This window comes from Halobacteriovorax sp. JY17 (assembly GCF_002753895.1).
Lineage (GTDB): Bacteria > Bdellovibrionota > Bacteriovoracia > Bacteriovoracales > Bacteriovoracaceae > Halobacteriovorax.
In genome coordinates this window covers 55,491-75,753 of sequence record NZ_NJER01000001.1, presented here as the reverse complement: position 1 = coordinate 75,753, position 20,263 = coordinate 55,491, and the positions used below count along the sequence as shown (strand labels likewise).

The following is a 20,263-nucleotide window of genomic DNA, read 5'->3' as shown; positions in this document are numbered from 1 at the left end:
TGCAAACTTAGGTATACCTTCACTCTGATAACACAGAGAAAAGAGAATATTTTGATTGGAGTAAAAACTTAGTTCTGTAGGAACTGTAAAACATTTCTTAATTTCTTTACAATTTTTAGAATAAATATTTCTTCCGTTTACTAAACAGAAATGCTTTCACTCTTATCAATAAGTAATGTATCTGAATGAACTTTACTCTCAATTGCTAATGTAGTCGATGCTAGAGACCATATCATAAAACTTCTGATCACTAACCCAATATGCACCTTCTTCATAATTACATTCCTCGATCTTAGTACGATCATAACCACCACAGCTCTTACCCCATGAGTTTCTTATCTTGAATTGGCATTTACCATTCTTCCATCTACGTCCAACAAGAACACTTGCATGTCCACCACTTGAACTCGTAATATTGTTTACATTATAACTAACTCCCATAGGTTTCCCTGACGAAAGAACTTTACCAATTGTATCAAAATGCCTTCCCAACTTCTTAGTAAAATCTCTTTTCGCAGATGAACTTGATTGTCTATGTCTTCTTGAATAATTTGGCCTTGACAGGGATTTCACTTTATATTTTTCAACCTTAATTAAGTCTTTCTTGCAGTTTTGACTAATCAAATCAGAAAACGCTCTATTGATATTATCGCTTTCAAGAATAAGATAAATCTCGTTAATGTTCATATTCTTAAAAGAATCATTTCTTAAAAGAGTAATTTCAAGACATGAATTTGAAATATTGTCTTCTTTCAGTCTAGACTTAATTGACTCCAATCTTTTAACAATCATCGCTGTTTCGCCGCGCCTATTTTCATCAAAAGGAAGATCCTCTTCAGAACAAACAAACTTCTCCGAAGAAGTATTCTTAACTGCTCGATCAATCCACCCCCCTTCATAGGCCGTATCAAAGGCACCATCAGAGAATAATTGTCCGATCTTATATCCCGTCTTTAGAAATATATTCTTGTCTATTTTCTTATTAAAGATTGCTGATACATGAGTAGAAGAAATAGGCGTTTTAGCCTCTGCTGTCATTAGATCTGCAGCAGCAAATGCATAACACCAACCTACTCCATCTTGATTCTGCGGTTTACTGAAATGTTCTTGCATTTCATCATTCATTTTGTCCCGGACATCAATATCTGAACATTGAGCTTGAGGGATTTTAATATCTCTAGCAAGCAGATTAAAATTAAGAGTTAGTAGAACTGCACATAAAATAATTTTCTTCATGGATTTACCTCAAGAACAACATCACGCTCAAGGTCGTGAGTTAATTCATACTTTATTCCCTTCTTCTTTAATAATCTCTGATAAAGTCTATAATGGGATTTAGATGTATATATATAAACACTATCTAATTTATCTTGCGTTTTAAAATAAGAAAAAAGTTGAGAAACTAATTCATCGCTAAGCTCTCGGTCTCCTTTCTTTTCATCAACAGTGAAGCGAACAATTTCGCCAATCTTCTTCCCTTTAGTTCTCTCTATCTTTATTCCCGTTGCTTTTTCAAAAGGAAGAAGCTCTTTACTATTACTTGAATCAACGAAGGCAAGTCCTCCCCGTAGAGAGTTTCGACTATTTTTTTCTGTACTAACTAAGAGAGTCGTTCTATTTTCCATTTCTTTACTGCTCTTTATGAAGTCTGAAACTTCTGCTTCTGTTAAATTTAGCCTCTTCCTATATGTGTCAGATACGAAATTCCAATAATTAGAACTTATGTCAGAAACTTCACTTTTAGGACCATTTAAGTTTAAGACATAGTAATCTCCCTTTTTAGAAGAGAGTTTAAATCCAGCTTCACCGTAATTAGCATTATCTATTTTCTTATTTCCAACATAGTAAGAAAGCTCATCTAAATCCTTTACATGGAATAAGGTCTCACCATCTTTAAAACCTTTACTGAGTTTTAAAGAGTTCATGATATTTTTTAGTGATGAAAATCCTGCGAGAGAAGTTTCCGCCGTTAGAAAGAGAATATCTGAACTTAATTCCTGATTACACTCAATATACTTTTGGTATTGAACCTTATCTTTAGAAGAAATAAATCGATTAAGATTCTCTTCGCACTCTTTTCTTTTCTCTGGAATATTAATCGCATCTTTTAAAAAGAATGCACTACTTGAAATACCTGCTGTGGCCTTAGAGACACTTGCATATAGTTCTTCTCTCATTCCCCATTTCAATAGTTTTGCGCCTTTCAATCCCCATACTCCAAGCCTAAAAGCTGGACCTACAAGAAAGGGAGCTGCGACCATAGCAACCTCAAGACTTATCTCTTTTAAATTTTCAGTAGCGACAAAGTCTTTATTCTCTTGGTAAAGTGAACATAGCATTTCAGAGTCACGACTATCTTTGATCTCTCCACGCCAATCGACTTCACTTAGAATTTCCGAGCTATGTTTATCAAGAAGGTTTTTTCCACTTAGAAGTTCTACAAATTTATTAAGCCTAATATCTTTTAATTCATCTCTAGAATTCAAGGCAAAATTATAGTCTCTTTCAGATTTTCCAAATCTTTGATTAAGCTCAAATATTTTATTCTTTGCCGTAGTTAGGTAATCTGAATAAGTCTCAACAAAAGCTTTTTTAATCTTTTCTTCGTCACTATTATCACTAAGAACTGCTTCCTCAATTATAGGACCTGCAAGAATAGGTCTTTTTGATAATAGAATTAATTTTAATCTTTGAAGCTTACGAAGATGTTCTTCATTATCAACACGCATTGAGGGAGTACAAACCTTGAAACACATATTTAATTTATTAGAGACAATCTCTATCTCTTTTGAGATATCTTTTAAATTTTGAAAATCATTTCTTATTTCTTTATATTGCTGAGCATACCATTCACGACTTTCTTTAGAGTCAACATAATCATCTCGAAGAAACCTAAGCATTCCTTTATTATTATCAATTTCTGCTTCTAGAAAGGTCTTCTTTTGTTTCGCTTTTTCTTGAATCCAGGACCATTTCTTAAATGAGTCAAAGTTTAATGCGTTTGTACTCCCCTCTCTAATTTCAGAAGGAGTACATTCATTGTTAATTGAAGTCTTAGCTGTACACAGATCTTCAATAGGATTGGCCCAAAGAGCCTTCCCACTAAGTAGTTGTATAAATATTAGAATGTATTTCAATCTCACACTATTCGTGTCGGCTTTTCATGGAGTTTTATTTAGAATAAACTTTCTCAGGATTCATATAAATTCAATAAGTTAAGTTTTTTTATTTTACGTAATCTATCTCAAGTGAGCCTGTTCCTGTTTTTACATCTACCTTTAAATCCGCAGTGTCGCTCTGAATTACAGTATTTTTCAGCTGTCCTGTCCCGGACTTAAATTTAACTTTCGCGGTTTTACTCTTTGGTATTAAGATACTGATATTTCCAGCTCCTGTGTTTGATTCAAAATCACTACCGCTCAAGAGCGTTGAATATTTAATTTCAATACTCCCGCTCCCTACATCACCTTCAATTGAGGCAGAACTCGTATTTAGCACAGAAACTTTCCCACTACCTAATTTAAAGTCAATTTCCCCATTAACTTCACTCAACTCAATATTTCCAGAACCAAGCTTTAAATCACTTTCGAGGTTCTTTGGCATACTTACGGAGAAATTAATCTGGCATTCATTGCTTGAAAACCACGACGAGTCTTCTTTAACTTCAACTTTCACTTTGTTATCTTTTTTCTTAAAAACTATTTCGCAGTCTTTATTCCATTTTATTTTTTCAAAATTAACCTTTAGCTTACTTCCGCTTACACCAGTAATTTTAATATTCCCAGAAGTACTCACTAAATCAAATTCGCCATGACCTAATGCAAACTCTCTAGTTTCTCCAAATGAAACAGTCGATAATAGAAGTAAAAATAAGATTCTTTTCATAAATACCCTTTAAAATTATTAAAGAGTTAGTATACATCAAAATCTTTTTTTTAAATATTGGAAGATTATCCCCCTTTAATTAGGCTCACATGTCCAAGTGTATGTTCCATTAGTTGTCCAACAATCTTCTTTAGCATTATTTGGAATTCCATGTCTCGCCATGCACTCTCCGTGATAATAACCGCCTTCTTGACTAGTACAGCAAGACTTTTGTGAGGCTCCGACGCAACCGGCACCATTTCCTGTAGGAAATGGATTCGAACAAGTCCTAGTTCGTACATGAGTAGTCGTATTACAAGTACCCCAATCACTCCAGCCCCCATCCTTATCACATGCGAAAGTATTACAACTGGCTAACGAAGATCCATCACATCCAGCTCCTCCATTGCTAGGAGGAGGATTAGTACAGGCTCTTATTTGAGTTCCACCACCGCACTCTTTATTACATGGTGTCCATGCAGTCCATCCTCCGTCAACTGGACAACCTTGAGTATTGCAACTCTCAGAAAAATCTCCAACACAATCAGCTCCACCATTTTGAGGGGAAGGATTAGAACAACTTCTAGTATGTGTTCCTCCACCACAAGTTGCGGAACAAACTGACCATGCAGTCCATCCTCCATCAATCGGCACAGATGGAGGTGTCACAGAAATGCAATTCAAAGTTCCATCAGACTTAATACCTTTTATAGCTTCTCCATCAGGGCAACTTTGTTCCAGAAAGTCACGACATCTTCCGGCAACACATATCTTTGTCGTAGAAGAAATATCTTCATTAACATTAAGTTTTCCCGTCATGGTATCACCTGTAATATTCACAAATCTCAAATCTAAAACTTCGGTCAAGAAACGATCTAAGTACTCTGTCGAAACAGCAATGAAGTTTTTAGAACTCGAAGCCGGATCAAACTCTACGAGCTCGCACTTTCCAGCTGCCTGAACTACCCGAAGTCGAAACAGTTTTCATACACTTATGTCGTCTACTTTACGATATTTTCATGTTTAAGCATCAACAAGTATCTATTTTTCTATAAAAACTTAAAGTAAATGTCGAGTTTTCGTCAAGGAGTCTTCATGTACAAGAAGTACGATCAAAACAGTAAAAGATATTATTATAAGAACTCAAAATCCAAATGCACTTCCAGAACTTAATATTCCAAGAACTACTGCTCTTTACTGGATTAGAAACTCAAAGAAAACGATTCGACATACTAAAGAAACGAATGAAGTCTTCCAAAAAGAAGTTAATGATCTACGAAATCAACTAATCAAAGAGAGGGCAATCGTCTGCTTTTTAAAAGAAATTTTGGAATACTACAAGAAGAGCTCTGCGAATCCAGATGATTCGATTATTAATATATTACATAAATACAATAAATGGTTAAGTATCTCTTCTATGTGCCATTTAATTGGGTTTAATGAGAAAATATTCTATAAGAATAAAAGGAAAAAAGAGTATTATGATTTTAAACAAATAAGGTCCAATCAATTAACTACACATGAGCAAAAAGTATTAGTAAAAACTGCTTCAAATAAAAGACTACAACACCTATCAATAAAACAGCTTCAATTGTACTCCTTCAGGAATAATATTCTTCATTGTCACTACGATACATGGAGAAAATATATAATTCTTTTTGATATTCAAAGAAACAATAAACTCAACACTAGTAAGTCACGAAAGTATTCAAAATTATCTTCAAATAGCTCTAATGAATTTTGGCATATAGACATTACTTTTTTCAAAAGAAAAAATGGAAAATACCTATATCTTCAAGTCATTCAAGACAACTATTCAGGACTAATTATTTCTTGGTCTGTTAAGTTAAGAAAAACAAAATACAACACCATCGAACTCCTGTCAGAATCAATGAACAAAGTAACTCCTAAATATTTAATCTGTGATGGAGGAGGAGAAAATGTAAATAATGAAGTACGTTCTCTCTTAAAAGATTTAAATATTTTACAAATTACCTCAAAAGGTAGCTCTAAAAGGCTTAATTTAAAAGTTGAGGCCTTCTTTAACATTTTAAAGAACAGGTATTTAAATAAACATAAACACTACTCAAAGATGTCTCTATACAAAACAGCGAAATCCGCTATAAAAAACTATAATAACTCTCCATCTACGAAGTTTTATGGTGCAACTCCATATGAGGTATATACAAAAGACATAGATTACAATTTTTTAAAAGAAGAATTGAATACAAAGCTTCAGTACGCTAAAATTCAGAGAAAAAATACTTATAACCAAGAGGTTAATCATTCCAGAACTTCCGGAAGTTGAAACAATCAAAAATCAGTTAAACGAGATCATGCCGATCAAGGTGATTGAATGTGTTCAGTCGAAAGTGATTTCTGGAATTGCTCACACTCCTATTAATCTTACGGGTAGAAAAATCATTGCTGTTCATAGAAAAGGCAAACTCCTCTACTTTGAATTAGATAAGAATGAATTTCTTCTAAGTCATCTAGGAATGACTGGTGGTTGGAGAATTGGAAAAGAAAAACCTTCTGATCCAAATGGAATCAAACATAATCATCTCTGCTTAAAACACCAAGGTGGTTACTTAAGCTACGTTGATCCAAGACGCTTTGGTCATATGTATCAACTCAACCAAGAAGATACTCAATCAAAATTAGACGAGCTCGGAATTGATCTAAAAGATCCTGCCTATACCTGTGACTATTTAACAGAGACCATTAAGAAATATCCCAATAGACAAATTAAGGTTCACCTACTCGATCAAAAGCTCTACGCGGGAACGGGAAATTATATCGTCAATGAAATCTGCGCGCGCGCCGGAGTTCGTCCAACAAGAAGAAATAAATCACTATCTAGTAGCGAGATAAAAAGAATGCATCATGCAACGGCCGTTGTTATAGATGGAGCAACCCAAACTGGTGGAACAACATTCCAAGGAGGGTATGCCGATACCACGGGCTCAAAAGGCAATGGTGTCGGGCACTTAGTTGTCTTCTATCAGAAAATTTGCCAACTCTGCCACGAAACTCCAGTCAAAAAACTCTATCTGGCCCAGCGTGGGACATATTATTGTCCAAAATGCCAAAAGTAATACTTCATAAGTGCCTAGTATTGTTGTTAGAGCGAGAGGAAAATCAGCGAAATTGAAGACCTCTAAAAGCCCTTGAATTTAGGTTTATTCAGTAAGAAAGTTAATCAAAACTAAACTCAAATAGCAGTATTTCCGACATGTAGACTAGGATATTACTATGAAGTTTATTAAGTCTACATTGATTATTTTCATCTCACTAAGCTCTGTCTTTGCTCAGGGAGATTGGGATATGAAAGTCTCTCAGATGTATAATCAATTTGGTAAAGACTCTGGAATAGACTTCGAAGCTTTCTCTAACGGAATTACTGGTTACTATAGTTTAAAACTTCAGGGCAAGACCAGTGACTCTCCGATATTTTCCATTATAGATTTTAATGAACCTAGCAATAGGCATAGATGGCACTTCTATGATCTATCTCAAGGAAGATCACTCTTCAACGCACCAGTTGCTCACGGAGCAAATACAGGTGGCTTGATGGCACAGAGTTTTTCCAATCAAGATGGTACTCATAAGTCCTCGCTCGGCTTCTATAGAACAGGAAGACAAAAGAAAAGTAGTGAAACTAAATTTCACCGCGCGATGTATTTGACCGGCCTAGACGACGGCCAAAATGATAATGTAATGAATAGAAATATCATTATTCATAACTCTGCTTATGTAAGATACAATTTACCAGAAGGACAGAAAAACGGGAGAAGCCACGGCTGCTTTGCTGTTCCAAACGGAGCGCTTCCAGATAAATTAATGTCCCTACTTTCAAGTAGTGGTACAACGATTATCTATGCCCACCAAGACCAAACAAACTCAAAATGGATTGATAAAGAAAAGGCCCTCGCCGGTTATGAGAATTCAAAATTCTCGTCAGTTCAGTTACCACAAATTACAGAAGCTGATTTTAAAACAATGCGAGCACAAGATAATCCACAATTTGCAAATGTCTCAGGACAGACAATCGCTGCTCAAGGTGGAGAAAGCGCAGCAGGGTCTGATCTCTTTCAAAAATGTCAGCAAATTTCAAATAAGTCTTGGGCCGATCAAGTTAAATTATCAAATAGTAGTGATACAGATAAAGCCTCAGACTCATTTAGATCCTCCTATTTAGATCTTCAAGAAGATATTGAAGGAAAGGCAGGAGATAATATTACAAATGAGATGGCCGTTGATATGGCAAAAGAGAGAGCTCAAGAGATACAGGACTGTACTGCCACTTCGTTTCTAAATTCAAGAACAGCAGACATGATGCCAGGTGGAGATGGAGCAGAATCTATGCTTGGAAAAATTCTCTCTGCTCCCGGGAATTTCTTAACAAATCTTCTTAACTTATTTAAAGGCGACCCACAAAGCACTAAGTCTATTTCTTCAAATGACGGGGTCATCGAATGTGACTACAAAGGTGCTGAAGCACAAGATTTTCCAGACTGTGTAAAGATGGTTGATGAATATAACCAAATGGAAGTTGCAGAAGTTGTTCAACAAGAAGAACAAGAAGAACAATATGATAAATTAGCAAAAGAGAGAGTTGAACAAGTTAAAAATGACATCAACATTCAAGGAGCGACACAACAGTCTTTCAAAGACGCTCAGAAAACTCTTCAAGGAATGTCTAGTGAACGAGCAGCTCTTCTCGATGCGAAGATGGAGAGATTAAGTGAACTCCGAGATGCTCTTCCAACTAAAGAGTCACTTCTCTCTGAATGTCAGAGAAAAATGAGCAGCGTAAAATCAAGCGGTAAAGAGGACTTCGTGGCCTTCACTAATCAATTTCAAACTGGCGGAGATCTTCCTTACGAAATAGAAACTCCTTGTGTGAGGGCACTTGAAGCGTCAGGAGCAAATCTTGTTCAAAATAGAAAAGCTGCCCATCAAGCAAATGATGTTATTTTAAAGTACGGAGACAAATCAAAAGACTACTTTCAAAAGGCCATGCAATTTAAAGCACAGAGATCAGAATTAGATGGAATTACGTCTAGCTCATTTGATGGAATCAATATTGGAAGCTTTGATAGCGATATAGAGAAAGAAAGTTCTTCTTCTGAAGTGGCCGCAATTAACTGGGCAAAATCGAAAGATCAAGTCCGCGCCGATAAAGTTAAATTCAAAGGCGGAAACGGTTTAAAGAATTTTGGTAATTCAAAATCTAAATCAAATACAAGTTCTGATTTCAACAGTCGGTTTAATTCACTCCTTGGTGGTAATTCTAGAAACTCTAAAAAGAATGGTAATCAAAATGTCTTAAAGTTTAAAAATGGAAATAATAAGGCTCCCACCGGACTATCTGGCGGATATATAGGAGAAGCAGACCTCTTAGAACAGAGAAGGCAACTTGCTCTTCAAAAAAGAGATAGCGCCTTCTTTAATAATCAGAGAGCGATAGCCAGTAAATCCGGCGCTCAAGGAGCTACTTCTTCCGCAGGTAATGGAAGTACTCTCAACTTTGACATCAACACTAACGAAGAAGCAGACCTCTTCAAGATCATTTCAATACGCTATATGAAGAGCTTTTATTGATATCACCCCTCATTCCCACTAAAATACTGAAATAAGTACTCAGCTCACTAGTTTTTAACGTCCTTTAATGTTAGGTTGGGCCACTTTAACAAAAGGACGCATTATGAGAAACAAAACAGATTCTAGAACGACTAGAAATAGACCAAACACTTTTACAAAGGCCGGAGAGAAACCATCCGCACCTAAGAAAAGTATTCACATTACAGATGATATCACTAAACCAGTCGTCTACATCGGTAACATGAGCTACAAGAGAAATGACTTTGGTATTTTAAAACTTTTTAAGCCATTTGGTTACGTTGTAAATGTAAACCTTATTCAAGATGAAAAACTTGAGAGAAGTAAGGGAATTGCTTTCGTTGAGATGCAAACAATTAAGGCCGCAAAAGACGCAGTTAAAGCACTTAATGGAACAGTTGTAGACGAGAGAACAATAAAAGTTAGTATCGCCGAAGATAGAATTCATCCAGAACACATAAAGCCAGTTTCTGCAGATGACCTTCTTTCAAAAGGTGAAAAGAAAGCAAAACTTAAGAAAGAAAAATCCAATAATAAAGCAGGTCTTCACAATCTATTTAATCACCTAAGCAATAAATAGAACTCTTGCTTACTTCAAGTTGCTCCTCTATAGTGAGTGGGCAACTCGGAGTTTAAATGATCCTATCAAATATAATTTATCTCATCGCTAAAACCTTTAGCTTAACTTATAGATATAGATTTATCGGCCATGAAAATATAGAGAAAGCTCAAGAGCTCAGCCAACATGGAAATTATCTTTTAGGTATTTGGCATCAAAATCTTCTCCATGGAATTCTTGCTCAAACAGGAAATCCTCACGTTGTTATCGTCTCAAAATCTAAAGATGCCGATCCTGTCGCCTACACTTGCAGAAAGATTGGAACTATTGTCGTTCGTGGAAGCTCTAAGAACGCTGCTGGCGTTGATAAAGGCGGTAAAGAAGCGAAGCTTGAAATGATTGAGCAACTAAATCTTGGACACCCTGGAGCCGTCACAGTCGATGGGCCAAAAGGACCTGCAAAGAAAGTTAAGCCAGGTATTGTCGATATGGCCTTAAAGACTGGAACGACGCTTATTCCCTATCTTCCAATTCCTAAGTCCTATTGGAGCTTTAAGAGTTGGGATAAATTCCGTCTGCCAAAACCATTTTCTAAAATTGTAGTTCTCTACGGTGAGCCTATCCCAGTGACCGAAGTTTCAAAATTTGATCAATATCAAATTGAGCTTGAAAACTCACTCAACGGACTTGAGGCCGATGCAGTGGCGGCCCTGTCGAATTGGTCAAAGCTAAGTAAGAAGAATTGGAATCAAAATAAGTAATTAATAGATGTATAGATTGTATCGTTTGTTCTGTAAGCACTCCAATAGGAAGTGTTATCGGGCGATTTTATAAGTTCTGCTCCAACTCTTAGGCTAAAAGCATTTGCGATTATATAATCACCTTCAATTCTAACAATCTGATCCTTGCGAACAAAATCATAACGATAATCTAAGAGAGTAAAAATTCCCTCAGTCCACATGATTCTTCCCATGGCGCCTATTGTACTCTTCCACTTCACTGTCTCAGAGAAGAAGTCATCACTTCCTCTAGAGTTATTACTCATGAGGTGAATATAATTTAAAGAAAGAATATAACTTTCTCTATCGACACTAGCTGAAGCTGAGAGATAACTTTCTTTATCGTAATTTGGTTTAATAGAGAAGTATTCAGACTCAAAGATTCTATCGTTATCTTTAAGCTGTAGAGGATTTAGAACTTCAAAGTCATCACCAAGTTTTGCATTTGGATCAGTTACATCGAATGAGACGACACCTAGAACATCTCCAAAATATTGCTTTCCTTGAAGACCGTACATTAGGTGGTGATTCACGATAGGATTAGCGATAGCAATTACTTTACTACCATCTGTTGCCAATGAGGCCTCTGCATTTGATCTAAGATTATTTTCAGGTTTATAAATGGCGTAAGAAGAAATCGCTCCAGACTTCCACTTATAGGCCGCATTGATTCCTAAACTCTTCTTTAGAACTATATCTCCAATACTTGGTTCATTCATTCTATATTCAATTGGAACTGTCGAGCCGAGAATAGTTGTTCTCTCTGGCGGTCTTCTCACCCATTCAGAGTTACTTGTCACCTTACCGCCTTCAATTCTAATTCCAGGGTTTAAAGCTGGAATATGGAAGTAGGAAAAGAAGATTCCAAGATCAATTTCTTTTGTAACTTCTTTTGTATAGTGGAGACCTGTTAGTCCTTCTTGTTTAGATGAGAGAAGTGTAAAGCCTTGCCTTCCATTTAAATTTCCAAGAAGCCAGTATTTTTCATTCAAAGACCAATTTACAATTTTCCTACCATAGGTCCATGTTGAGTCGTCGGTTTCTGATGTGTAGTAAAGTTCAGGAAGTGAATAATTTAAGCTCTGTGGCCCATTGAAGTAATAACGTAGATTGGCCTCTCCGAAGACTTCGGTATCTCTCGTTTTATCCTTATATATTGCCCCAAGCCCAATCCAATCGACCGCTTTGGACTTTTTCTGTGGAGAATTGAGTCTTAGAAACTTTTCGTAAGAGAATTCACCCTCAATACTGGCCCAACTCGGTGTAGAGAGGGTCAAGATCATTACTAATGTACTGATTTTACTTAAAAACACTGATAAATTCTCCTAATTTCACTAACTATCTCAAATTAGAGAGACATAATCTAGAATCAATGACGCACCATGTAAATAACACTCGAAATAGCTAGAAACCTAGTATTTTGCTCACTTATCATCTAAATTTTAAGAATACTTAATTTAACAAAGATATTATGAAGAGTTTAAAAATACTACTACTCACATTAATTTTTTCAATTGTCTCCTCGTGTGGCTTTTTGAATGATGAGCCTGTTAAGGATCAGGATATCTTTGTCTCCGATGAGCTTAATGCTGCCTGTGACCTAGACCCAGATAGTTTTGGAGATATTCTAGATTCAAATATTGAAGAGCAAATAGCTTGTTTAGAAAGTAATTTCCTGCAATTTAGTAGATATGTTAGATCTAACGACAGGACAACAATATCTGAGGGAGAGCTCTCTGATTTTGTAAGAAGGTTTTTCAAAGAAAACACAGATACCATTATTCAAGGCCTAAAATTAATCTTTGAGCTTAATATGCTTCTCTTAAAAGACGAAGCCAACTCAATAAATAGAGATAATATTACCCCACTCTTTAAACTACTCGTAACAGTAAATAAAGATGCGATGGTCATTACTAAGACTCTTCGCGAGATGGAAAAAGAAAAAGACAGTATAAAGATCTTTAAGAAACGTGCAGAGCTAAAAGAAGCGTTAGAGAATTTTAGTAAAACTTCCCTTGAAATTATTAGCAAACCAGATACGCTTGCGAAACAAATAAATCTCAAGAAGTTTCTCTTAGAATTAAATACGAGGCTTAATCTCGGATCAAATGTTATTGATGAAAAATTGGCCAACGCGATTATCTTTATAAAGAAGTTATTCTTTGGTGGAACTAAAGAGATTTTAACTTCCTCTGAAATAGAGCTAGCTATAAGAAAAATTCCAAATCTGATTTTAATGGCGACAGATTTTCTTCTTCTTAAAGATTATCATTTTGAAGATAGAACTAGATATATTGGATTTCAGACAGATATCATAAACCGTTTTAGAAATACTCTCTTCCCATTAAAAGACCATGAAGAAATTTTTAATATGGAAGATCTCTATACTCTCTTTGAGAGGATCGGATCGGAAGATGATGACTTCAATATCAGAGATTATGAGAAAATCTTTAATAGTTTAAAGAAAGACCTGATTGGTGGAAATAGCAAAGTTTTTAACTATAAAGAGTTCAAGTATCTCTTAAACTATTTAAATGTATCTCTTGATGCCATGAATGGGTACGAGAAGCATAAGATCCTCGCCAAAAATATTGATTCGAAGACTTTTGAAGAGAAGCTTGCGATAAAGAAAGAGTTTGTAGGATATGTAGAAGATCTTTCCACGAAAGCCATTAATGAAATGCAAAGGTTTGGAGGAATTCCAGCGAACGTAGATATCTTAAATTTTGTAAAAACACTTACAGAAGAAATAGACTCACTTAATTTTAACGTTCAATTTATTGACGCAATTTTTGGACTAAAGATTGCGGTTGCTGGCGGAAAAAAGAACTTACTTACCAATGATGAAATGTATCTTGTTCTAGGAAAGGCAAAGAGTCTTGCATCTTTCTATTTTGACATGAGATATATGAATGGCTCTTTTGAAAGAAATAGTTCAAAGAAGTGGAACTTTCTCGCATCCACACTTGATCAAATCTTTCCTCTACTTATAAGTGATGGAGATACAGAAGCCCTTAACATAGATGATCTAACAATTATCCTAGAAGAACTTTTCCAAGAAGACGAGTCGCACTCATCAAGAGTAAGGGCCGTAAAACTCACTTCTGATGAAATCAAGGCCTTCACTAAGACACTTAAGGAACACGTTCTCACAACAACTCCAGACAGTATCAATATTACTGAGATCAAGTCGGCCTTGAAGCTCACTCAATTAGGTATGTCAGTTATAGAGTTTGCAAGATTCTACCAAGAGAAGTCAGACCTCGCCAAAACAGACCCTACTTCTGTAGAATTATTCGCTAACGAGATTGAAGCAAAAGCCAAATCACTAGAGGCCTTAATTCAAAGAGATCTTCCTACCCTGGAAGGGATTAATCACAATCTAGATTACCAAGAAATCGCTAAGAGTGTTTCTGTAATCTTTAAAAGTGATAATGACAAAGATAGTGTTGCCGATATTATCGAAAAGATTGCACCTCTAAAAACGATCCTCTTAGGTGGTACAAGACAGTTCCTAACCTTTAAAGAACTATTGAACTTCTCTTCCAATATAAGCTCTTATGCTAAGACCATTTTCACTCTAACTAACACTGATTTTAGTGAAGAAAGTGATAATGAGAAGTTCTATAAGAACTTGCTTGATTCTTTTGTACAAATCCAAAAGAATTTAATTATTGATGAGAGCTTACACTACTTTGAGGCTTCAGAGTTACTTGTCGCAGTCGATTGGTTCTTAAATAGCAATATTACCAATGAAGAAGACAGAATAGATTATACAAAGTTTAGTAGCAGCTTAGTAAATGTTAAGGGTAGAATTATTCATTTAATTCGAAATCCAGAATTGAACCCAAATGACTTTCCATCCGTTCACCTTTTTACAGCTAATAATATAGCGGAGATCTTCGAATATATTAGAAGTGGATTAGAAGTTACTTACTTTAATGAAAGAACATATAAAATCTTTGATCAAGAACTCCAAGACAGAAAACCTATAAAATGGCTTCACCTCGCTAAGGTTAAAGATTATCCAGGAATAAGACTTAATAGAATTCTCTCTCTTAGAAGAGACTTTCTAGACAGTGTTATTAAGTACAGACACTATACTTTTAAAGTTGAAAAACTAGATTTAGATGGAAAGCCAGTGACTCGCTTTATTCAATACCTTGGAACAGAGTATAGAAGAACCCGCTTTGGTCACGTTCTAACTTCAATCATTAAGCATGTTTTCAATATTGTTCTAAAGGGCTATACCATTAAACAAGATGGCCTAGATGTTGTAGATATCCCAAGAATCAACATGCTCTTTAAAGATCTAAGACCAGTGCTTGAAGAGTTTGGTCTATGGACTAGTAACTTTGAAACTTTTGGAGAGAACGTTATACTCTTATCTGATTTATTTCAAAATACTTCTAATGGAGACAATGCTCTTGGACTTGATGAGGGTGTGGAGTTTGTTACAATTGTACTTATCGCCTCTTCACTTACTGATGAAGTCATGCACGAGATGAAGGACTATTGCCCAAATCAAGGAACGGAACAAGAACCATCATTTGAGACTAGTTGTTATAGAAAGAACTTATTTGAAATTTGGCTAAATAAACTTAACTACAAAGAAATGTTTCCAAAACTCACGCGCTACTATCAGACTCAAAGTAAAGAGTCTGTTATCGACTTTATCCAAAAGACAGAGGGCTTTGCACGAGATGTTGACGATGAGAAAATTCCTATGGCCAAGCGTGATTTCACGCTACTTATAGGAGCGATGCTAAATATAGAATCTACATTTGTAAGATTTGATAAAAATAATGACAATGTTATAGATACGAAAGAATTAGATGAGGCTTTTCTTATCTACCAAGTTTCAGTTCAAAAAATGGCAGACCTAAATGGATGGAAGAAAGTTTTAACAAAGACAGTTTTCTACTATATGGTAAAGAATATGAAGATTCCAACGACTTCAGAAGTTTTGAAATATCACTTCCAATTACATTTTAACCCAATGTACGAGGAAAATATTAAGGCCCAAAGACTGAATATTGGTGCATTACTCTATAACTTGTTACAGTATAGACAGTAGAAACCTTAAAGGGGGCACTAATGAACAATGAAGTTCAAATTAGTCAATCTGTTGCCATTCTAGTTGATGGTAACAACATTGAAAGAAGTATTCATTCCGAATCTTCAAAACAATCAACAATGCTAAATTTTGATACTCTAATACCTAGACTCTTAGTTAACAGAGGGCTTAATAGACTTATCTATTTTAGAGAGGGAAAGAATATTTCTTCAAAGCTGGCCGAAAGACTCCATGATAAATACCATGGTTCTGTTAGACCATGCCATAAGAGTGCAGATATTCCACTTTCGATTAAAGCAACGCAATTAGCACAGAAAGTTGATACCATTATAATCATGTCTGGAGACTCTGATTATATAGAACTAGTAAGTCACTTAAAATCTGAAGGTGTTAGAGTTGAAATTGCGGCCATTGAGTCAACGACCCATCACCTACTTATTGAAGAGGCGGATTATTTTCACCCAATTACAAGTGAAGATTGGTTTACGTTAAAGTCTCCTAATAAGAGATCAAATAAGCCGACCGTAAAGAAATCGACAAAGAAGAAAGCTACGGTAAAGAATTCTTAAGAAGGCCTATTCCGGCCAAAAAGAGGGAGTGGTGAATTTCACCACTTCTTATTTTATCTTCAACCTCATTCATTGAAATTTTCAAGACTTCAATCTCTTCTAAAGGATCTAGATCTTGAGCTGACACTTCCCTACAATTTCTAGCAACAAAGTAGTGACAGTAATTATTCATGAAGGCCGGATTAGCGGAAACTCTCCCAAGTTCGCTCCACTCATCTGAGCAGTGACCAGTCTCTTCCAGTAACTCTCTCTTTGCTGCGGTCAAAGGCTCTTCGCTAGATTCAATAACACCTGCAACCGTTTCAAGAGTTAGATCGTCAATTCCATGCCTATACTGCTTAACTAGAATAAGTTCGTCTCTTTCATTGAAAGCAAAGACATTGACCCAGTTACGACACTCAAGAATATCGAAAGAACCCTTTAATTCACCTGTAGAGTTCTCCCTATCTGCCTTGAAGTAGTTAAAGACGAAAGTTTTTAGAATGTGCTGATAATTATTCGTTTTCCATTTCTTCAACATTTAAAACTCAATTAAAATATAAGAATTACTTCCTTGCGCCTCTTTCTCTAGATTTTGATTGAAGGAATCTTTTACTTTTAAATATTCTACCATTTTCTTCTTTCCAATAATTTTAGAAAGGTTGGTCTCATAAATCTTTACTAATTTCTCATTAAACATCTCTTCATCTTCTGACGGTGAGTACGAGTAATTTGGTCCATACTTTTCTTCCATCATTTTATGAAAAGCTTCATACCTCTTCTCTCTTTCTTGCTCGTAACCTTTTTTTAATTTCAGATACTCTTTGAGATTTCTGTCATCTTTTGAGTTCTTATCAAGAAAAACTTCTTCCATGCTCTTATACCAATCATCTTCAACTTTTTCTAAATACTTATCAAATTGAGCAGAATCAAATTCTTCTTCGACTCTAGGAGAATTTTCTTCTTTAGAGTTTTGAATAACTTGCTTATCAGTAGTGATTGGAGAAGAAATTGACGGACTTTTTTCACGATCTACTTCCATAGAAACATCTTTTCCCTGTAAGAGATAGATGACTACAGCAGATACTGAAAGAAGTAGAGATATTATAAGTATTTTCTTTTTCATTTAAAACTAAACCCTTCAAATATGATTCCATTACCTTCTCTTAGAAGTTGATGAGCCTTCTCTTTACTCGTAATGGTCCAATAAATAATTTTCTTATTCTTATAAATTTTCATCATCGCTTTTTGCATCCAAATATCTACTCCATACTCTACGGAGAAGAAATCAGGACTCAAATATGGAGTTAGAAGCATATACTTCAAAACAATTTTCTTTAAGAATGATATTTTTGATTTCTTAAAAGAGCCTACTAGTAAACCAATTTGATAATCTGGTCTCTTGGTTGAAATATGCTTAAGAGAGAGAGGGTTAAAAGACTGAATAGCAAATATTCCTTTGTATGAATCTAGAATTCGAATGAGTTCATCTTCAAGACCCCCCACAGAGGATTCATTTTTAATTTCAATAAGAAGAGGAACTCTTCCTGCGACAAGTTCAAGCACTTTCTCTAAAGATGGAATGGTGTACTTAGATTTCAAAATACTCATTTTCTCTAAGTCTTCTAGAGCTGTTTCTCTAATCTTTACATTCTGACCAACAACTCTTTCTGTATCAATATCATGGAAGACAATGATTTTTCCATCTTTAGTGAGGCGAATATCTAACTCAATTGCATAATTGGCCTCTATCGCTTTTTCAAACGCCCCTAGACTATTCTCAGGATGATCTTGATCGTGCAGCCCTCTATGGCCAATAGGAGTTTTACTTATCCAGTTCATGGTTTGTACTTTCGAAGATTTTATCGGCAGAGTCTGTGACAAAACCTTGGTAGAGCTCACCATTAGACATAGAATAACGAAGAGCGAATTCATAGTAGCACGTAGGAACCAAAAGCTCTTTATCTGAAAAATTGACTTTAACTTTACTCGCCATCGTACTCGATTGCTCCAAATAAACATTAGGACTTCCCTTAATTAAACCTCCAGAAGTATTTAGAGGAACGTGATTTCTTTGTAAAAGAGCATTTAATTCTTCTAAATTTTTAAATGACTTGAGTTCATTTACAAGGACAGTAAAATGATTTGCTCTAAACCCAAGAGCACAAAGCCAGGCAGCGTACTCTGACTCTTTCAATAAGCTTTCGTACTCAGAGCTTGAAATATTGAAAACATCTTTCTTAGAAATTAAATCAGAGAGTGAGACACCCTTAATCTTAGAAATTTCTCTTTCAATTAATGATACTGATGAATCACTCAATTCACGGTATCTAAGCTCGCTTATAAATATCTTTGGCATTTTTGGATTTTCAATATTTTCTAAATGAATAGCATTCAGCTTTTTTACCTCAAAGTCATACTGCCCTTTTACTTCATACCCAAATTCCTTAAAGAAAGAGGAAAATGCTTCAAGTCCAATTCCAGGAACGGCAAGAGTTCTAAAAGCAACATGATCATTGTAAATCGTTTCGCCTCTCTCCTCTAATAACTGGTGAATACTCTTAGCGATAGGAGTGATCGAAATATAATCATTCCAAAAAAAATCTAATAACTCTTCTAATTTCACGCAAACCTCTTGGCAGAGATAAATGATGGAATCTCTCTATCAAAGAGAACATCGACAAGGCATTTACCACAATTAAATGCCAATCCCATTCCATGCGCAGTAAACCCTCCAATAAAGTAAACTTGAGGATCAGATGGAATGGCTCCTACCATAGGTTGGCCATCGGCAGAAAAGCCCATGATCCCTGACCATCGATGAGTGATCTTATTTTCTTTAATTGATGGTATATGCTTCTTCAAGAAATCTTCCAAAGCTTCTTGGATAACATCTGTAACCTCATCACTATACCCAACCTCTGTATCTTTCTTTAATTGCCTAAAACCGCCGATAACAATTTCTCCAGTTGGAGTTTGTCTAAAGTAATCTAGAACAAAATTTGCATAACAAGGGCCTTCTAATAATTTGGGTAAGGGTTCCGTTGCGAGGATTTGTCCTCTTGTAGGATAAATTTTATCTTCAAAGAATGGGTGTAGCTGAGCTGAGTATCCATTGGTTGCCATAATAACGATCGGAGTATCTAATCGTCCTGACTTTGTATGCACTCTCTTATTCTCTCCTACCTGCTCTATATTAAAAACTTCACTATTTTCTAAGAGAGTAAAGTTCTTATCATCACGAAATTGATCGTAGATCTTATCAAGTAGTAGTACAGGGTGAACAGAGGCATCATTGATATATTTTATTCCTCCAACAAACCCCGATGCATTTAATCTATTTTCAATCGCTTCTTGACCTAGAACTTCTACTTCAATTCCCAGCTCTTTCATTATTTCGTAAGATTTCTTTAGTTCAATAAATTCTTCTTCAGTTGATGCTAAAGAAAAGCTTCCATTTTTCTCAAATTGAATATCTGCGGCTGAGCCTTTAATAATGTGTTCCTGTAAAAGAGCAAGATTATCTTCAGAAAACTTCCAAATCTCTAAGGCCTCTTTAGCTCCATGTTTTCCAACAAGTCTATTAAAATGCTCTACTGAACCACATGTAATAAAGCCTGCATTTCTTCCAGTTGCCCCTTCTGCAAGTTGTCCCTTTTCAACGAGAGCTATCTTTAACCCTTCATTTTCTTGTATAAGCCAATAGGCCGTTGAGACTCCAGCGATACCGCCACCGATGATTACAATATCAAACTCTGATATAGCTGAATTACTCGTTTTAGAACGATCTTGCCAAAGCGAAACACTCATA

The 20,263-nt window shown here is 35.6% G+C and carries 17 protein-coding genes; 7 read left to right on the top strand and 10 right to left on the bottom strand.

Going from position 1 to position 20,263, the window contains the following annotated elements; translation table 11 throughout:
* Positions 1–198: 198 nt before the first annotated feature.
* The 4 genes from CES88_RS00385 to CES88_RS00370 all read right to left on the bottom strand — a co-directional run bounded on the left by CES88_RS00385 (position 199) and on the right by CES88_RS00370 (position 4,683).
* Positions 199–1,236: a hypothetical protein gene (locus tag CES88_RS00385; RefSeq protein ID WP_290729393.1), complete on the bottom strand. Its 1,038-nt coding sequence runs from the start codon at positions 1,234–1,236 to the stop codon at positions 199–201.
* On the bottom strand, positions 1,233–3,137 hold the full coding sequence (locus CES88_RS00380; protein ID WP_290729390.1) for a hypothetical protein: 1,905 nt from the start codon (positions 3,135–3,137) through the stop codon (positions 1,233–1,235). The genes CES88_RS00385 and CES88_RS00380 overlap by 4 nt, the downstream gene beginning before the upstream one ends.
* Positions 3,138–3,225: 88 nt before the next feature.
* The gene (locus CES88_RS00375) at positions 3,226–3,885 is read right to left on the bottom strand and encodes a DUF4097 family beta strand repeat-containing protein (RefSeq protein ID WP_290729387.1); all 660 of its coding nucleotides are present in this window, start codon (positions 3,883–3,885) and stop codon (positions 3,226–3,228) included.
* 75 nt (positions 3,886–3,960) lie between these two features.
* The gene (locus CES88_RS00370) at positions 3,961–4,683 is read right to left on the bottom strand and encodes a thrombospondin type-1 domain-containing protein (protein ID WP_290729384.1); all 723 of its coding nucleotides are present in this window, start codon (positions 4,681–4,683) and stop codon (positions 3,961–3,963) included.
* 508 nt (positions 4,684–5,191) lie between these two features.
* On the opposite strand from CES88_RS00370, the gene CES88_RS00365 reads away from it, so the two are divergent.
* The 5 genes from CES88_RS00365 to CES88_RS00345 all read left to right on the top strand — a co-directional run bounded on the left by CES88_RS00365 (position 5,192) and on the right by CES88_RS00345 (position 10,809).
* A complete protein-coding gene (locus tag CES88_RS00365) occupies positions 5,192–6,172 on the top strand; it encodes a DDE-type integrase/transposase/recombinase (RefSeq protein WP_290729382.1) in 981 nt (326 codons plus the stop codon).
* A 28-nt stretch (positions 6,173–6,200) separates the two neighbouring features.
* On the top strand, positions 6,201–6,962 hold the full coding sequence (locus tag CES88_RS00360; protein ID WP_290729379.1) for a DNA-formamidopyrimidine glycosylase family protein: 762 nt from the start codon (positions 6,201–6,203) through the stop codon (positions 6,960–6,962).
* 157 nt (positions 6,963–7,119) lie between these two features.
* Positions 7,120–9,471: a murein L,D-transpeptidase catalytic domain family protein gene (locus CES88_RS00355; RefSeq protein WP_290729376.1), complete on the top strand. Its 2,352-nt coding sequence runs from the start codon at positions 7,120–7,122 to the stop codon at positions 9,469–9,471.
* 103 nt (positions 9,472–9,574) lie between these two features.
* Positions 9,575–10,069, top strand: a complete 495-nt coding sequence (locus tag CES88_RS00350; protein ID WP_290729373.1) for a hypothetical protein — start codon at positions 9,575–9,577, stop codon at positions 10,067–10,069.
* 56 nt (positions 10,070–10,125) lie between these two features.
* Positions 10,126–10,809 (top strand): lysophospholipid acyltransferase family protein, encoded by a 684-nt coding sequence (locus CES88_RS00345; protein ID WP_290729371.1) that lies wholly within the window; start codon positions 10,126–10,128, stop codon positions 10,807–10,809.
* On the opposite strand, the gene CES88_RS00340 is transcribed toward CES88_RS00345, so the two are convergent.
* Positions 10,797–12,140 carry a hypothetical protein gene (locus tag CES88_RS00340; RefSeq protein WP_290729368.1) on the bottom strand — a complete coding sequence of 448 codons (1,344 nt, stop codon included), beginning with the start codon at positions 12,138–12,140 and terminating at the stop codon, positions 10,797–10,799. The two genes, CES88_RS00345 and CES88_RS00340, sit on opposite strands and share 13 nt — an antisense overlap.
* A gap of 158 nt (positions 12,141–12,298) precedes the next feature.
* Here CES88_RS00340 and CES88_RS00335 point away from each other — a divergent pair, with 158 nt between their 5' ends.
* Both CES88_RS00335 and CES88_RS00330 read left to right on the top strand, forming a co-directional pair.
* On the top strand, positions 12,299–15,904 hold the full coding sequence (locus CES88_RS00335) for a hypothetical protein (RefSeq protein WP_290729365.1): 3,606 nt from the start codon (positions 12,299–12,301) through the stop codon (positions 15,902–15,904).
* 20 nt (positions 15,905–15,924) lie between these two features.
* Positions 15,925–16,473 (top strand): NYN domain-containing protein, encoded by a 549-nt coding sequence (locus CES88_RS00330; RefSeq protein WP_290729361.1) that lies wholly within the window; start codon positions 15,925–15,927, stop codon positions 16,471–16,473.
* On the opposite strand, the gene CES88_RS00325 is transcribed toward CES88_RS00330, so the two are convergent.
* Genes CES88_RS00325 through CES88_RS00305 form a run of 5 tightly spaced genes read right to left on the bottom strand, consistent with a single transcriptional unit; the run spans position 16,454 to position 20,262 of the window.
* Positions 16,454–16,993, bottom strand: a complete 540-nt coding sequence (locus CES88_RS00325) for an NUDIX hydrolase (protein WP_290729358.1) — start codon at positions 16,991–16,993, stop codon at positions 16,454–16,456. The genes CES88_RS00330 and CES88_RS00325 overlap by 20 nt on opposite strands.
* A complete protein-coding gene (locus CES88_RS00320) occupies positions 16,994–17,578 on the bottom strand; it encodes a hypothetical protein (RefSeq protein WP_290729355.1) in 585 nt (194 codons plus the stop codon).
* A complete protein-coding gene (locus CES88_RS00315) occupies positions 17,575–18,294 on the bottom strand; it encodes a glycerophosphodiester phosphodiesterase family protein (protein WP_290729353.1) in 720 nt (239 codons plus the stop codon). Before CES88_RS00315 ends, CES88_RS00320 begins: the two co-directional genes overlap by 4 nt.
* On the bottom strand, positions 18,278–19,078 hold the full coding sequence (locus CES88_RS00310; protein ID WP_290729350.1) for a DUF1338 domain-containing protein: 801 nt from the start codon (positions 19,076–19,078) through the stop codon (positions 18,278–18,280). Before CES88_RS00310 ends, CES88_RS00315 begins: the two co-directional genes overlap by 17 nt.
* Positions 19,075–20,262, bottom strand: a complete 1,188-nt coding sequence (locus CES88_RS00305) for an FAD-dependent oxidoreductase (protein WP_290729347.1) — start codon at positions 20,260–20,262, stop codon at positions 19,075–19,077. The genes CES88_RS00310 and CES88_RS00305 overlap by 4 nt, the downstream gene beginning before the upstream one ends.
* Between the last annotated feature and the right edge of the window lies 1 nt (position 20,263).

Excerpts from the sequence above, each read along its gene's own strand:
- CES88_RS00385 (WP_290729393.1), bottom strand. The coding sequence starts at position 1,236 with ATGAAGAAAATTATTTTATGTGCAGTTCTACTAACTCTTAATTTTAAT.
- CES88_RS00375 (WP_290729387.1), bottom strand. The coding sequence starts at position 3,885 with ATGAAAAGAATCTTATTTTTACTTCTATTATCGACTGTTTCATTTGGA.
- CES88_RS00370 (WP_290729384.1), bottom strand. The coding sequence starts at position 4,683 with ATGACGGGAAAACTTAATGTTAATGAAGATATTTCTTCTACGACAAAG.
- CES88_RS00360 (WP_290729379.1), top strand. The coding sequence starts at position 6,201 with ATGCCGATCAAGGTGATTGAATGTGTTCAGTCGAAAGTGATTTCTGGA.
- CES88_RS00355 (WP_290729376.1), top strand. The coding sequence starts at position 7,120 with ATGAAGTTTATTAAGTCTACATTGATTATTTTCATCTCACTAAGCTCT.
- CES88_RS00350 (WP_290729373.1), top strand. The coding sequence starts at position 9,575 with ATGAGAAACAAAACAGATTCTAGAACGACTAGAAATAGACCAAACACT.
- CES88_RS00345 (WP_290729371.1), top strand. The coding sequence starts at position 10,126 with ATGATCCTATCAAATATAATTTATCTCATCGCTAAAACCTTTAGCTTA.
- CES88_RS00335 (WP_290729365.1), top strand. The coding sequence starts at position 12,299 with ATGAAGAGTTTAAAAATACTACTACTCACATTAATTTTTTCAATTGTC.
- CES88_RS00330 (WP_290729361.1), top strand. The coding sequence starts at position 15,925 with ATGAACAATGAAGTTCAAATTAGTCAATCTGTTGCCATTCTAGTTGAT.
- CES88_RS00325 (WP_290729358.1), bottom strand. The coding sequence starts at position 16,993 with ATGTTGAAGAAATGGAAAACGAATAATTATCAGCACATTCTAAAAACT.
- CES88_RS00320 (WP_290729355.1), bottom strand. The coding sequence starts at position 17,578 with ATGAAAAAGAAAATACTTATAATATCTCTACTTCTTTCAGTATCTGCT.
- CES88_RS00315 (WP_290729353.1), bottom strand. The coding sequence starts at position 18,294 with ATGAACTGGATAAGTAAAACTCCTATTGGCCATAGAGGGCTGCACGAT.
- CES88_RS00305 (WP_290729347.1), bottom strand. The coding sequence starts at position 20,262 with ATGAGTGTTTCGCTTTGGCAAGATCGTTCTAAAACGAGTAATTCAGCT.